10 protein-coding genes and 1 pseudogene are annotated in these 13,824 nt (G+C 64.1%); 8 read left to right on the forward strand and 3 right to left on the reverse strand.

Annotated features, from left to right (window positions below):
* Positions 1-104: 104 nt before the first annotated feature.
* Entirely contained in the window at positions 105-869 is a 765-nt protein-coding gene (locus ATL41_RS10545) for a PspA/IM30 family protein (RefSeq protein WP_098458431.1), read from the reverse strand.
* A gap of 113 nt (positions 870-982) precedes the next feature.
* Entirely contained in the window at positions 983-3,040 is a 2,058-nt protein-coding gene (locus tag ATL41_RS10550) for a TPM domain-containing protein (RefSeq protein ID WP_169924552.1), read from the reverse strand.
* A 479-nt stretch (positions 3,041-3,519) separates the two neighbouring features.
* Here ATL41_RS10550 and ATL41_RS10555 point away from each other — a divergent pair, with 479 nt between their 5' ends.
* The 7 genes from ATL41_RS10555 (at position 3,520) to ATL41_RS10585 (ending at position 11,283) form a co-directional block, all read left to right on the forward strand.
* The gene (locus ATL41_RS10555; RefSeq protein ID WP_098458433.1) at positions 3,520-5,022 is read left to right on the forward strand and encodes a sugar transferase; all 1,503 of its coding nucleotides are present in this window, start codon (positions 3,520-3,522) and stop codon (positions 5,020-5,022) included.
* Positions 5,023-5,185: 163 nt separating this feature from the next.
* Complete coding sequence (locus tag ATL41_RS13615) at positions 5,186-6,262, forward strand: glycosyltransferase family 4 protein (RefSeq protein ID WP_281253889.1); 1,077 nt, start codon at positions 5,186-5,188, stop codon at positions 6,260-6,262.
* A 341-nt stretch (positions 6,263-6,603) separates the two neighbouring features.
* Positions 6,604-7,392, forward strand: a complete 789-nt coding sequence (locus ATL41_RS10565) for a glycosyltransferase family 4 protein (protein WP_425432671.1) — start codon at positions 6,604-6,606, stop codon at positions 7,390-7,392.
* A 230-nt stretch (positions 7,393-7,622) separates the two neighbouring features.
* A complete protein-coding gene (locus tag ATL41_RS13070) occupies positions 7,623-8,660 on the forward strand; it encodes a hypothetical protein (protein ID WP_143556610.1) in 1,038 nt (345 codons plus the stop codon).
* A 101-nt stretch (positions 8,661-8,761) separates the two neighbouring features.
* The gene (locus ATL41_RS10575) at positions 8,762-9,931 is read left to right on the forward strand and encodes a polysaccharide pyruvyl transferase family protein (protein ID WP_169924554.1); all 1,170 of its coding nucleotides are present in this window, start codon (positions 8,762-8,764) and stop codon (positions 9,929-9,931) included.
* Positions 9,928-11,058 (forward strand): hypothetical protein, encoded by a 1,131-nt coding sequence (locus tag ATL41_RS10580; RefSeq protein WP_098458438.1) that lies wholly within the window; start codon positions 9,928-9,930, stop codon positions 11,056-11,058. The genes ATL41_RS10575 and ATL41_RS10580 overlap by 4 nt, the downstream gene beginning before the upstream one ends.
* A gap of 72 nt (positions 11,059-11,130) precedes the next feature.
* A complete protein-coding gene (locus tag ATL41_RS10585) occupies positions 11,131-11,283 on the forward strand; it encodes a hypothetical protein (RefSeq protein ID WP_219810390.1) in 153 nt (50 codons plus the stop codon).
* A gap of 105 nt (positions 11,284-11,388) precedes the next feature.
* Here ATL41_RS10585 and ATL41_RS13710 read toward each other — a convergent pair.
* Positions 11,389-12,504, reverse strand: a pseudogene (locus tag ATL41_RS13710) (IS3 family transposase).
* Here ATL41_RS13710 and ATL41_RS10600 point away from each other — a divergent pair.
* Positions 12,503-13,767 (forward strand): IS3 family transposase gene (locus ATL41_RS10600; RefSeq protein WP_245854530.1). Its coding sequence is split into 2 segments (ribosomal slippage): positions 12,503-12,815 and positions 12,815-13,767, totalling 1,266 coding nucleotides; the frame shifts between segments, so codons are not numbered across the junction. The pseudogene ATL41_RS13710 and the gene ATL41_RS10600 overlap by 2 nt on opposite strands.
* The last annotated feature ends 57 nt before the right edge of the window (positions 13,768-13,824 follow it).

Below are 13,824 nucleotides of genomic sequence, written 5' to 3' on the forward strand. Positions count from 1 at the left end.
CTGCGGCGGCTGGCCCCCGACAGCCCGCCCGGTACGGCCGTGGCCCCGGTACGTCCTAGGACGCATCGGGGCCACGTTGCTGTCCGAGGCAGCTCGCTGCGGCGTCAGCCGTGCTCGGGCGCCTCGATCTGAGCAGCCTGGATGCCGCCGACGGCGCCGCGGTTCTTGAGCGCAGCGAGGCGCGCCTCGATCTCGATCTGACCGGCGTCGGCCTCGAGCTCGGCGAACTGCGAGTCGAGCGAGGACGCGGCGAGCTCCGCGTGCCCCTGGGCGAGCGCCTCCTCGCGCCGCACCTTCTCCTCGAAGCGGGAGAGCTCGCTCGTCGGGTCGAGGACGTTGATCGAGGAGATCGCGCCCTGGACGGCGTTCTGCGCCTGCGCCGACTTCTGGCGGGCGACGAGCTGGTCGCGGCGCGTCTTGAGCTCGCCGAGCTTGTCCTTCATGAGCGCGAGCCCGCTCTTGAGCTTCTCGACCGTGTCGTTCTGCGCGGCGATCATCGGCTCGGCCTGCTTCGCCTCGGACTCCGCGGCGATCTGCTTCGACAGCGCGACCTTGGCGAGGTTGTCGAACTTGTCGGCCTCCGCCGTGTTGCCCTGCGCACGGAACTGGTCCGCGCGGCTCGAGGCGGCGAGCGCCTTGTTGCCCCAGTCGGCCGCCGCGGCGACGTCTTCCTGGTAGTCCTTCTCGGCGAGACGCAGGTTGCCGATGGTCTGCGCGACGGCCTGCTCGGCCTCCGCGATGTTGTTCGTGTAGTCGCGGATGAGCTGGTCGATCATCTTCTGAGGATCCTCGGCCTTGTCGAGGAGCGCGTTGATGTTGGCCTTGGCCAGCTGGGTGACGCGTCCGAAGATGCTCTGCTTCTCAGCCATGGTGTCGCCTTCCTGATACGGGATGCTGCCGGTCTGTGCCTTGTTGGTCTGTGCGGCCCTGCTGGGACGTGCGGTGCGGCGTCGCCCGGGCCGTGGGCGTCGCTCGTGCCTCGTCAGAAGCGGCCGCCGCCGCCGCTGAATCCTCCGCCACCTCCGCCGCCGAAGCCGCCGCCCCCGAAGCCGCCTCCGCCGAACCCGCCACCGCCGAAGCCGCCGCTGCGCCCGCCGCCGAGGATCTCGCCGAGGATGATGCCTCCGAGGATGAGGCCTGCGTTGTTGTTGCCGCCACCGCCGCCGAACGGTGTGTTCTGGTTGTTCTGCCAGCGGTCGACGTCCTGCCGGGCCATCGTCTGCGCCTGCGTCGCGAGCTGCTGCGCGAGCTGAGCGGCGGACAGCGCCTGGACCGGGTCGGTCGGGCGGAGCTGGTGGGCGTTGCCCAGGTGACGGATCGCCTCGGAGAGGCGCGTGCGCGCCTCCGGCCCGACGGCGCCGCGACGGGTCTCGATGAACTGGTTCGTCGCGCGGATCTGCGAGTCGACCTGGCCCAAGAGGGAGTCGAGAAGAGCCTCGGCGCGCCTGCGCTGCTCGTCGGCCTCCCGGTAGGTCGCGAGGGCGCCGTCGATCTGCGCCTCGGCGTGCGTGAGCTCGGCGAGCGCGGCGAGCGGGTCACCGCCGGACTGCGCCGCGCGGCCGAGCTCGACGGCCGCGCGAGCGCGCTCGACCGCCGTGTCGACGGCGGCGTCCTGCGGTGCCAGCCGCGCGGCGTCGTCGAGGTCGGAGCTGATCGAGGCCAGGGCTGCCTGCAGGCGCGGGCCCGCGCTGGCGAGGTCCTCGCCGGCCTGGTCGACGGCGTCGAGCAGCGCCGCGGCCTGGGCGATCGCCTGCTGCGCGCCGCGGGCGCGCACGACCGCCGTCGGACGGTCGTCGCGCTCGAGGTCACCCCGCGCGGCGCGGGTCGAGTCGGCCGCGCCAGCGAGGAGCGCCTCGACCTGGGGCGGGTTCGTGCTGATCGACGCGAGCGCCGACGCGGGGTAGCGGCGGCCGAGCTCCTCGAGAGCGGCGTGTGCGGTCGTCAGGCGTGCGCGGACCTCGTCGGCGCGCTGGTCGAGCTCGTCGAGGAGCTGGGGTGCGCGCGCCTGCATGTCGCGCAGCTCCTCGAACTCCGCCGTCTGGGCGTCGAGCGTCGCGGCGACCGAGCCGCACAGGTTGATGATGTCGACGAGCATCGAACGCTTGACGTGCTCCGGCTCCGGGACGTCGTCGTCGAGCTGCTGCTGGATCGCGAACGCGCGCTGCGCCGTCGCACGAGCCTCGGCGAGCGCGGCGGAGAACTTGTCGGTCGCCTGCAGCCCGAACTGTGCCTGCGCGAACGCGAGCTCCTCCTCCGACGTCTTCACGGCGTCGTCCACCTGGACCAGGGCGGTGCCCGCGCGGCGGGCAAGCTCTTGCGTCGGCAGCGCCTCGAGACCCTCGACGGCCTTGGCCGGGGCCTTCTTGCGGCCGAAGAGCCAGATCCCCAGACCGACGATCCCGATGATGACGAGGACCCCCAGCAGGACGGGGAGGAAGCCCGAGCCGCCGCCCGAGCCTGCGCCGGTGCCCGTCCCCGCATAGGCGTCCTGCACGGCCGCGACGAACGCGAGCGACGCCGCCGCCCAGTCGCGGTCGCCGAGGTCGTCGATCACGGCGCGCTCGATGTCTCGCACGTCCGAGTCGTCGAGCGGCCCGTCGTTGCTCGTCGCGATGCCGAAGCTGCGCTCCTCGGTCGCGACCGCGAAGAGCACGTTCTGAGCGCCGAACGACGACTTCTCCGCCGTCGCGACGGCCCAGTCCTCGCCGCTGCGACCGTCGAACTCGTCCGTGAAGACGACGTAGGCCGCGAGGCCCGTCTCGTCCGCCAGGGAGTCGAGCGCCTCCTCGATCTGCGATACGTCGGCGTCTGACAGCAACGACGGGTCTGCAGTGACACGGTCACGGAGGTTCGCGGGCGGCTCGGCCGGGAGAGCGGCTGCGGAGGCTGCGGGAGCGCCGACGACCACGGTGAGGAGCGCGAGCAGCGCGGCGGCCGACGCCGCGGCAAGCTGGCGCGGACGCGTGCGCCACGCTGCGCGGGTTCTGACCGTGCCCGTCGGAGCGGTGCGGGACTCGGGAGCAAAGCTCGTGATCGTCACCCCTCGATCATCGTGGGCGAACCGCCCGTGCGCAAAGAAAAAGCAAAGAACCGCCGCACGCTCAGAGCGAAAGGGTGCGCCGGAGGGGAGCCGCGGTGGGCCGCAGGACACTCACAAGAACCACCAGGGTCCGCCGGAGGTGCCCCTTCGCTGGTGGACAGAGGCTTCTGACGGAGTCCGCCTGGTGGTCACCTCGGCGGAAAGTGGCGCACGTCACAAATGACGGGCTTCCGCGCGAGGAATGGCGCTATATCCGCAGGTCACGTCGTTCGCGGGGTGCCTACGGGAGGCGCACTCGGGCGGAGGGCGTGTGTGCAAGCACATCCACGGAGTGGCTGGGCGGCCAAGGGGCCTAAGAGAGCGGTCGTGACCGGCCGACATACTCTGTGAGGCCTTTGGTTCGGACCGCGTCCGGGAGGAGAGTTCCCCACCGCGCACAACCCCAGGGCCCGCTGACAGGGGACCCAGGGGAGAGCAGCATGAGCGTTCAGGAAGACATGACCGCGTCCGCGACGACGCGTGCCCCGCACGACAACGGTGTCGTGCTACCGGAGCAGGCGGCCGCTCCTGACTCATGGTTGCGCTCGTACGTGAACGGCTTGCGCTGGAGCGACTCCTTCGTGCTCGGTGCCGCACTCCTCATCGCTTATGTCACGAGATTCCCGCGTGGCCACGACGGCGTACGGGTCTCGAACGGCGTGCACGCGAGCTACCTCATCCTGTCGCTGGGGCTGCTGACGGTCTGGTGCGTGGCGATGGCCGCCAAGAGGACGCGACACCGCAGGGTCGTCGGCACGGGCGCACCGGAGTACACGGCGGTCTTCCAGGCGTCGTGGTTGGCGTTCTCGATGGTCGCGATCGTCTGCCTTGCGCTCAAGATCGACATCGCGCGCGGGTTCCTCCTCATCGCCTTCCCGCTCGGGACGCTGGCGCTGCTGCTCAACCGGTGGCTAGCGCGGCAGCGTCTGGTCAAGCGGCGCCGCTCGGGCAGGCACTGCGACCGAGTCCTCGTGGTTGGCGCCCGCGAGCAGGTGGCGGAGATGGTCGCTGAGCTCGAGTTCGCCACCGATGCGGGCCTCCGCGTAGTTGGCGTGTGCCTGGCGCCGGGTGAGGAGCCGCTCGAGGGTGTCGAGACGGTCGGCGACTTCGTCGACATCGCTGACACCGCGCAGCGGTACGGGGCAAGCCTGGTCGTGCTCACGAGCTCGCCGCAGCTGACGACGGACCTCGTGCGGCACATCGGCTGGGACCTGGAGGGCACAGGGATCGACCTTGCGCTGGCGCCGGCGCTCACCGACGTCGCCGGGCAGCGCCTCGTGTCGACGCCCGTGAGCGGCACCAACCTGCTTCACGTGGACGAGCCCCGCTTCGACGGCCCTCGTTACGTGTTCAAGTCCGTGTTCGACTGGGTTCTTGCACTGCTCATCACGATCGCGATCTCGCCTGTTCTGCTGGTGATCGCAGTCCTGGTCAAGGTCACGAGCCGAGGGCCGCTCTTCTACACGCAGCAGCGCGTGGGGCGGAACGGGGAGCACTTCGGGATGCTGAAGTTCCGGTCGATGGTGCCCGACGCTCACGAGCGGCTCGCGGAAGTCCTGGCGGCCGAGGGGGTCGAGGAGATCGGCATGTTCTACAAGCCGAAGAACGACCCGCGCGTGACGCCGGTCGGACGGGTCCTGCGCCGATACTCGCTCGACGAGCTGCCGCAGCTGTTCAACGTGCTCCGTGGTGAGATGAGCCTCGTGGGACCGCGGCCGCAGATCGACGCCGAGGTGGCGCTGTATGACCGCAAGGCGAGCCGTCGCCTTCTCGTGAGACCCGGGCTCACTGGGCTTTGGCAGGTGAGCGGGCGGTCAAACCTGGAGGCCGACGAGAGCATCCGCCTAGATGTCTACTACGCGGAGAATTGGACAGTATTCGGCGACGCACTCCTGCTTGCGCGAACAGCGAAAGCCATGATCGCGGGGGAAGGCGCTCGCTGACAAGTTTGCTCCTCTCGAGACGTGACAAATGCCGGTCGGAGCCTCTCGGAGTACCGGCATCGTGCAAGAATCTCGAGTAAAAGCTAGCCTCATGAGGCGCTATTTCTGCGCGAATAGCAATAAACTATCCGGGGTCTTTAGAAGGGAGCGCCGTGTGAAGATCATGCATGTCACGCAACCAGGATCAGCGGGCGTTGCTCGGGTCGTCTTAGAATTGGCGACATGGCAGGCAGCCCAAGGGCATGAGGTCACCGTTGCCGGTCCGAGCGATAGCTGGTTGGCTGCCGAACTAAAGGCTCGGGAAATAGTCCTTCATCACTGGAATGCGCGGCGTGGACCGGGACTGTCGACGTGGAGGGAAGTGCGAGAACTCCAGCGAATAATCCAGACCGAGACGCCGTCGATCCTGCACCTACACAGCACAAAAGCCGGGCTCGCTGGCCGACTTGCTGTTAAGGGGCGGACTCCGACAATATACCAGCCCCACGCCTGGGGCGATTGGGCAGCGCCCGCCAGTTGGCGCTTTCTAGTTCGCCGGTGGGAACGGACCGCATCTCGATGGACTTGCCTAACACTTTGCTTAAGTCGCGATGAGCTAGCACACTCTGATTCTCTCTCTATATCTTCGTCGAGACTCGTGCGCAACGGCGTCGATGCCACCAAGTTCCAGCCAAGAGATCGCCGGGACGCGAGGGAGCGACTTGGAATCAAGAGTGACGCACGAATGGTTCTCTGTGTAGGTCGACTCACGAAGCAGAAGGGCCAGATTGACTTTCTGGAAATCTGGAAGCAGATTGAAGAGGAAACGCCAAACGTGCTCCTCGTCTTGCTGGGGCAGGGGCCTGACAAGCGAGTACTTGAGGCAAGTTCCGACGGATACACAGTAAGATTCGTGACAGATTGCGAGGATCCGCGGGATTGGTACGCGGCGTGCGACATAGTTGTCGCCCCATCGCATTGGGAGGGAGCTGCACTCGTGCCGCTCGAAGCCCTCGCCATGGGACGCACCATTGTGGGCTACGATGTGGGTGACTTGGGACACATTATCAGCATTCACGGAGTCGCCGTCCCCGCCGGGATGAAGGAGCTTTTGCACCATGAACTTCGGCGTGTGGTCACTGATCCAGCACTGCAAGCTCAACGCGAGATTGGTGCGACCGATCACGTTCGCAGAACTCATCAATCAACGGATCGCTTCGATGAGATCACCAACCTCTACACGAACTTTGCCGGGAAGTAGCACACATGGAGCATAGCGATAACCCAGAATCCCTGATTCTACACTGGGGTCAGACAGGGGCAGGCCCACGCTTTCTTGCGGACATAGCTCGGGAGTACGCCCGCAGTGGCAACGTTTTCACGTTGTCCTATAACGCGCGAGCTGATATTGGCGACGAGCTCTCAAAAATCTCGACTGATCGAGTCACCGTAAGGACCTATCGAAGCAAGGCCGGTGTACTTCTAAATTACCCGAGGTCGCTCTGCCAGGCTGTCCGAATCCGTCGTATGTTGACGCGCCGCAATACGCGAGTTGTGATTTCCACGATGGAGTCGATACACCAATCGCTCACGGTGCCACTCGTGCTCCCGAAGAATGTGGTCTATGTAACCATAGTGCACGACGGAACACATCACGCAGGGGAGAATGGGGCAATATATCGAATGATGAGGAGGGCGGAACTGCGCCGCGCCGATGTGGTGGTGGCGCTTTCTTCTCCGAGCGCTGAGGCGCTCAGCGCAAATGGAGCAAATGTTGTCGAGAGCAGGCATCCGGCTTTCGAACACCGTACGGAAACGGCGCCACGGAAGAGCCCTCCACCGCCTGCAACCTGTCGTATCGGTTTCGTCGGTAGACTAACGGAGTATAAGGGAATTGACCTGCTTCCCGAAATTGCGAGGATTCTGATTTCGCAAGGCTTTACGCGCGGCATCGAAGTGTATGGCGACGGCCCGCTCAAGCCGGACGTTGATCGTATGGGCCAGGAAATACTAGCTGACACGCGGTGGATACCCGACGACGAACTTAACACCATCATGTCTGAACTGGACCTCATAATCCTGCCCTATACGGAAGCCAGCCAGTCAGGTGTCGTTGCGCTGGCAATGGCTCTCGGCGTCCCGTGCATTGTGGCACCCGTCGGGGGACTAGTCGAGCAGGTTAATGAGAGCGGCTGTGGCCTCGTAGCCGAGGCGGCGACTTCGCTGGCCATCGCGGATGCGGCTCAGCGCCTATTAAGTGATCCCGCGCGCTATGCTGACTGTTCGACCGCCGGAATAGTAGCAGCGTCGGGTGCTTTCAGTTGGTCACGCCTTCGCACTGATATCGATAATGCTGTCTCGCGGATATGCCGAACGGGCGTGGCTGAGTGACCGCAAGAGCCGATGATGAAGGAAAACTCTCGACTCTGAGGCGTGCAATAGGTGCGCGACTTCCAGTACGCTGGCAGACGCTGCGGTCGGGTTCCAGCGGTCTCCTTGCGCAATGCCTGGCATTTTGCGCATCCATACTACCCGTTTTGTTGCATCGAACCGACGCATTGATATTTGTCGTAGCTGCGACGGCGGTAATCGCTACATGCATACCGTTGATAACCGGTGCAATGTCCTACCAGTTGCCGACCGAGCCTGACGACTCGATCGCGAGCAGGAGGCTATTAGGCGCTCTGATCTCAGGAGTTCCCTTGAGCGGCCTCGTCGCGATCGTCTACGGCGCAGTCTATGGCACTAGCCATGCAGACTCCGCGTTACTCGTAATTGCTAGCGTATGGTGCGCAGCGTATGGGCAGGCAGCGTTTGTCATCTCGCTCGCTTGGTATACTCGAAAGGGCGCCTACGGGGAAGCCATGAATGCCCGTCTGCTGTATGGGTGTAGCGCATTCCTGTTCACGTTATTCGTTACAGTGCTGGACGCGCCTCCGTCCATGTACTTGGTCGCAAACGGCGCGGCGTACTTAGCCGCTCTACTGTTCATCGGGCGTAGACACGGGCGGATGGTCGTGACGCTAGTCCTGGACGCTTGGCCTCTACTTGCTATCGGACTATCGGGGCTGTGGAATGCCAGGAGACTTGTAGTGGGCTTGACCTTTGGTACTCTAGCTTCCCAGGCTGGCGGCATGATTGCGCCGGCGCTCGGGTGGATGGCTGGACCTTGGTCGGCCGCGATGCGAATAGTCTCTGGCTTTCAGACGCTTGGTTGGCAGACTATAGGCACAAAGCTCGATATATGGGTAGCCCGGGCGGTCCGAGACAAAGACGCCATCAGGGTTGGCAGATCCATTCGGAATAGTACGGTAGTTGGCCTAGCGATATCGGTGGTCGGCGCCCTTGTCGCTCTGGCCTTTGCCTTCTTCGCGCTCGAAACGGACCGCTCAATACGCGAACTGACAATTCTTGCAACTGCGGTGGCGCTGTTTGCTCTCGGCAACATTGCACTGGCGACCGTCGGACGTGTGCTCGCCTTTCTTGGACGCGACAGGGCGCGGTTTGTGTGGGAGGCCGCTAGGCTTCTTGCTACTTTGGCCGTTGTGTTACTCGGCGGGCCGTCATTTACTTTGCTCGGTCTCGCGATTGTCGTGATGCTGTCGTACCTGGTGCATGCTGCACTCGTGCGCCAGGCTATTAGGGAGATGATCTCGTGAAATATCGAGTTAAGCAGTTGCTAGAAATGCGGTCACCGCGGGCTCAGCAAGTTTACGCGCTAGTTCGGCGGGCAAAGCGGCTCGTGCGTGACGCTACACCGATGCTGTTCATTACTCAGATGGCGGTTCGGCTTTCTGTTGGATGCGTCCTCCGCGGTGACGTAACTGGCGATGCGACAGGGGTTGTCTTTGTCGCGCCTCCATCGGCTGGCAACCTGGGAGATCAAGCAATGCTCGACTCCTTCTGCCAGAACTCGTCAGTGCGTCCGACTGTTGTCTACGACTCTCGTTCTGGTTTCTCCAAAACGAGATCGGATGTCGCCGGCGAGGTTATGCTCCGCGGGGTGCACTCGGGATCGATCCGGCGCCAGGTCGCGGCCATGCGCGCGATCGCCAAGTTGGCTGGCAAGGGTGGAGCTCTTGCCGTCGCCGGAGCCGACATTATTGATGGCGTTTACCATGCGCGAAGTGTTGTCGCGCTCTGGACGCTCCTCGAAACTGCGCAGCGACGCGGAGTCGAATGTCGTGTAGTGGGCTTTTCTTGGAGCCCAAGGGTTCTGCCCGCGGTCCAGAGAGCCGCAGTGCGCGCCGCGGATGCCGGTGTCTCTCTGATAGCACGAGACGCGATCTCGCGTGATCGGATGCTGGAGCTCGGGGTGGCCCCAGTGACGAGCGCCGCAGATATGGTCTTCATGCGTCGGCCGCAGGTAGACGAAGTTCCTCCACTATTCGTCAGCGAGGCGCCGTTCGCTATCGTCAACATGAATCCCGTGGTGAGTGCCTCCGACGTGCAGATGGACCGCTATATCTCGGTTCTTTCACTCCTTCGATCACGCGGTCTGGAAGTGATTTTGCTCCCTAACGCCGCGGCTGACATAGTCGGACATGAGCGATTGCGCCAACGGGCCGAGGCTACTGGTGTTGATCAGATATGGAGTGTATCCAAGCTCCCTACTGTCGATGAGGTACTCAATTTGTGTGCGCGCGCCACCATTACTGTGACCGGAAGGATGCATCTCGCCATACTGTCTCTGACCTCCGGGACGCCCGCCGTAGCTGTCTCCTATCAGGGTAAAGTCGCGGGAATGATGGCGATGATGGGCACACCCGAACGGTGCGTTGAGCCCTCAGACCTCTCTTCTGTGGTGACCCTAGAGCTCGTGAGCCGCATTTTGGAATTGTCTCTGGCGGGTGACCGCGTGGACGTGAGCCGTGCCAGGGCTCTGGCCATGCTCAATTTCTCCGGGTTTCCGAGAGGAGCCAACAGATGAAGATTGGCTTACGCGTTGCCAGGATCAGCCCGAGAGACCTTATCCAATGGTTCTGCATCACCGAGACAGTTCTTCTTGGCTTCGTTCTTGTTCTGCTTCGCGACGATGTCCTGCCTCCGCGCTTTTTGGCCGACGGACTTTTGATAGGGGAGATCGCCCGAGGGCGAGCGCAAGCGGACGATAGTTACGTCAACGTTGCGATGGTGTACCGGTTCTTGGGCCTCGGTACGCGACCTTTGCTGGCCTATACGGTTGGCTATTCGTTGGCCGTCTTTGCAATCTTCCTTGCTTGGCGCCGTTCGAAAGTCGACGCTCGCACATGGCAGGGCGTAGCAATTATTTGTTCCGCGGTGCTTCTTGCGGCGGTCTATTTAGGCTACTACTCGAAAGACGTATTCGTGACGCCAATTGCCATCGCGGCACTTGTGCTCCCGATCGGACGTTGGTCGAATGCAGCATTGCTGGCTCTAATGGTCGCGTATGGTTACTGGTTTCGCCAGTATTGGCTCGTAGTTGCAGCTGTCTTTCTTGTGTTGATCTTTGTCTTGCGCCGCTTTCGGCCCCGCTCGCTCCCGGCATGGGGGATGGCTGGCTCAGCGGGGCTCAGTCTTGCTGTGTTCGTTGTGCTCGACGCGTCGGCGAACTCGTTTAGGAGCTCGGTCAACGCGGGGAGGGTCGCCGAAGATGTGGGTACTAGAATTGATCCTTTTGTGAACCTGGTTGAGCCGCTTGGGGGAGTGGTGAACAACGTCTTGACTTACTGGGCCTTGATCCTCCCGGTTCCAGTCCTGTTTAGGGGCGGCATTTACTACTTCGCCATTGCGCTCTTCATCGCGTTCATCTGGATTGTGCTATATCGTGCGGTTCGGCATTTGGAGGTCGGCGAAGACCCGCTTGTTGTGCGCTGCGTCGGGCTTTCGGTCGCGCTTCTTGTGACGCAGTCCCTGTTTGAGCCAGACTATGGTTCCGCTCTACGCCACTTAACCCCGATGCTTCCTCTTGTTGCGTGCGCGGTCTGGCGAGGTCAAGGAGCTCGTGTGTCGATCTCTGGCGACTTCGGTATCGATCGTCGGGTAGTGGCAGAGCAGGAGCAGGGGCAGAAAGAGTTCGGCCTGTCGACAGCGTGAAGGATCGCTGAGTATCACTGAAACGCTATGTCTTCTTCTTTGCAATCTGGGTGTCCCGTCTATGAACCCACCGTGGATGGCGCAGGGTTCTACGGCGCCATGGTCATCGCCGACCTCGACGAGTTCAAGGCCCGCGCGGACGTCATCGTCGCCAACCTCCGCGCCCCCGAGCTCGACGACGTCGCCACCAAGATCTACACCCGCGACATCTACGGAACCGACTGATGTCGGAGCCAATGTCCTGCACTGCTGCCTGGTTCCTTCACGAAGCGCCCAACACCGCCGGCTACGGCGTGTGGGCGTGAGGAACGAACTGGTGACAGGTGTGGTTTAGGCCGCGAGGGTGAGCGGCTCGGCCAGCTTGGACTCGAACTCGACGGGGGTCAAGCCGCCGAGGGAGTCCTGGGCTCGTTGCCGGTGATACTTCCGCTCGATCCAGACGACGATGGCGAGCCGCAGATCCTGCCGGGTGGTTCACCGCTGCTGGTTGAGTACGTTGGTCTGCAGGAGCGACCAGAAGCTCTCCATAGCTGCGTTGTCGCCCGCGGCGCCGACTCGGCCCATCGAACCGACCATGTCGTGCCGGCGCAGTTCCCGGGCCATGGCGCGGCTTCGAAACTGGCTGCCCCTGTCGGCGTGCAAGATGCATCCGGCGACATCGCCGCGGCGGGCGACGGCGTTGCGGAGTGCGTCGACCGCGAGCTTCGAGGTCATCCGGTCGCTGATCGAGTACCCCACGATCCGGTTTGAGAAGACGTCTTTGATCGCGCAGCAGTAAAGCTTGCCTTCGGTCGTCGTGCGGTGCTCGGTGATGTCGGTGAGCCAGACCCGGTTCGGGGGCATCGGCCCGGAAGACGCGTTGCACGTGGTCGTCGAACACGGGTGGGCCGGCCTTCTTGCCCTTCCCGCGCCGGCGGCGTTGCGCGCAGGAGAGGATCCCAGCCTGCGAGCACAGCTTCCACGCCGTCCGGCGACTCATCCGCCACCCTGCGCGGCGTGCTTCGTCAGCGAGGTATCGGTAACCGAACGTCGGGTCGTCCTCATGCGCGTCGTGGAGGGCGTTGATCCGATATGCGCGGAGGACGTCCGCGTCGCGGATCGGGTCATTGCGCCACCGGTAGTAGGGCTGTCTTGCGAGCGTCAGGACCCGGCACGACACCGGGACGGCGATCCCCGCCTCGGCGAGCTCGGCAACGAGCGGGTACGTCATTTTGGGGAGCCACCCAGTTTCAGGTTCGCCTGCGACAGATATGCCGCTGCCTTCCTGAGGACTTCGTTCTCCTGCTCGAGGAGACGGTTACGGCGGCGCAGCTCTCGCATCTCGGCGGCCTCGTCTGCCGTCTGACCGGGACGCTTGCCTTCCTCGACATCTGCTTGGCGGAGCCAGTTCTGAAGCGCCCTGAGTTTGTTGGAGACTCCTGACCTTGGAAACGAGGATGGAGTCATGCCGAAGGAACTGGCGAATGGGAAGCCGACGACGCGTCGCTACTCGAGCGAGGAGAAGGCCGCCGCAGTGCGGATGGTGAGGACGCTGCGCGCTGAGCTCGGCGTCACGCAGGGGACGGTGCAGCGGGTCGCGACGCAGCTGGGTTACGGGGTCGAGTCCGTGCGGATGTGGGTCAAGCAGGCCGACATCGACGACGGCGTCACCCCGGGCGTGAGCAGCGCCGAAGCGCAGCGGGTGCGGGAGCTTGAGCAGGAGAACCGGGAGCTTCGCCGCGCCAACGAGGTGCTCAAGCGTGCGGCGTCTTTCTTTGGGGCGGAGCTCGACCGCCACTACCGGAAGTAGTCGCGTTCATCGACGCGAACAAGGACGACCTGGTCGACGGTCGCCGGCTCGGAGTCGAGCTCATCTGCAGACTGCTGCAGGTGGCCCCGAGCAGCTACTACGCCGCCAAGACCCGCGCCCCCTCGGCTCGCGCGCTGCGGGACGAGGAGCTGATCCCGCGGCTGGTCGAGCTGTGGGAGATGAACTACCGCGTCTACGGGGTCCGCAAGCTGTGGAAGGCGGCCCGACGAGCGAGGATCGTGATCGGTCGGGATCAGACCGCCCGGCTGATGCGGGTCGCGGGGATCGAGGGCGCCCGACGGTCGAAGCGGGTGAAGACCACCCGCCCGGATCCGGCGTCGGCGCGGCACCCGGACCTCGTCAAGCGCGAGTTCACCGCGACCGCACCAAACCGGCTCTGGGTGACGGACCTGACGTTCGTGCCCACCTGGGCCGGCGTCGCTTACGTGTGCTTCATCGTCGACGCGTTCAGCAGGATGATTGTGGGCTGGCGGGTCGCGTCCCACATGCGCACCGAGATGGTCCTCGACGCGATCGAGATGGCCCGCTGGTCCCGCGGTGCACGCCACGCCGATCTGCGCTGTCACAGCGACGCGGGCTCTCAGTTCACGTCGATTCGCTACGGCGAACGCCTCGCGGAGATCGGCGCGACACCCTCGATCGGAACCGTCGGCGATTCGTATGACAACGCCCTGGCCGAGACGGTGAACGGCTATTACAAGACCGAACTCGTCCGCGGACCTGCCCGCCAACGACCGTGGAAGACCGTCGAGGACCTCGAGCTCGCGACGCTCGGGTGGGTGCACTGGCACAATGCGCAACGTCTCCATGGCTACCTCGGCGACGTCCCGCCCGTCGAGTTCGAGAACGCGTTCTATGCTGTCCAAGCCGACCGCGAACTGCTGGTCGGAATCAAATAGCGCGAGTCTCCATCAGACCCAGGGCGCTTCACTACACGATCGGGGCGCTGGTCCCGG

This window comes from Flavimobilis soli (assembly GCF_002564025.1).
Taxonomy (GTDB): domain Bacteria; phylum Actinomycetota; class Actinomycetes; order Actinomycetales; family Cellulomonadaceae; genus Flavimobilis; species Flavimobilis soli.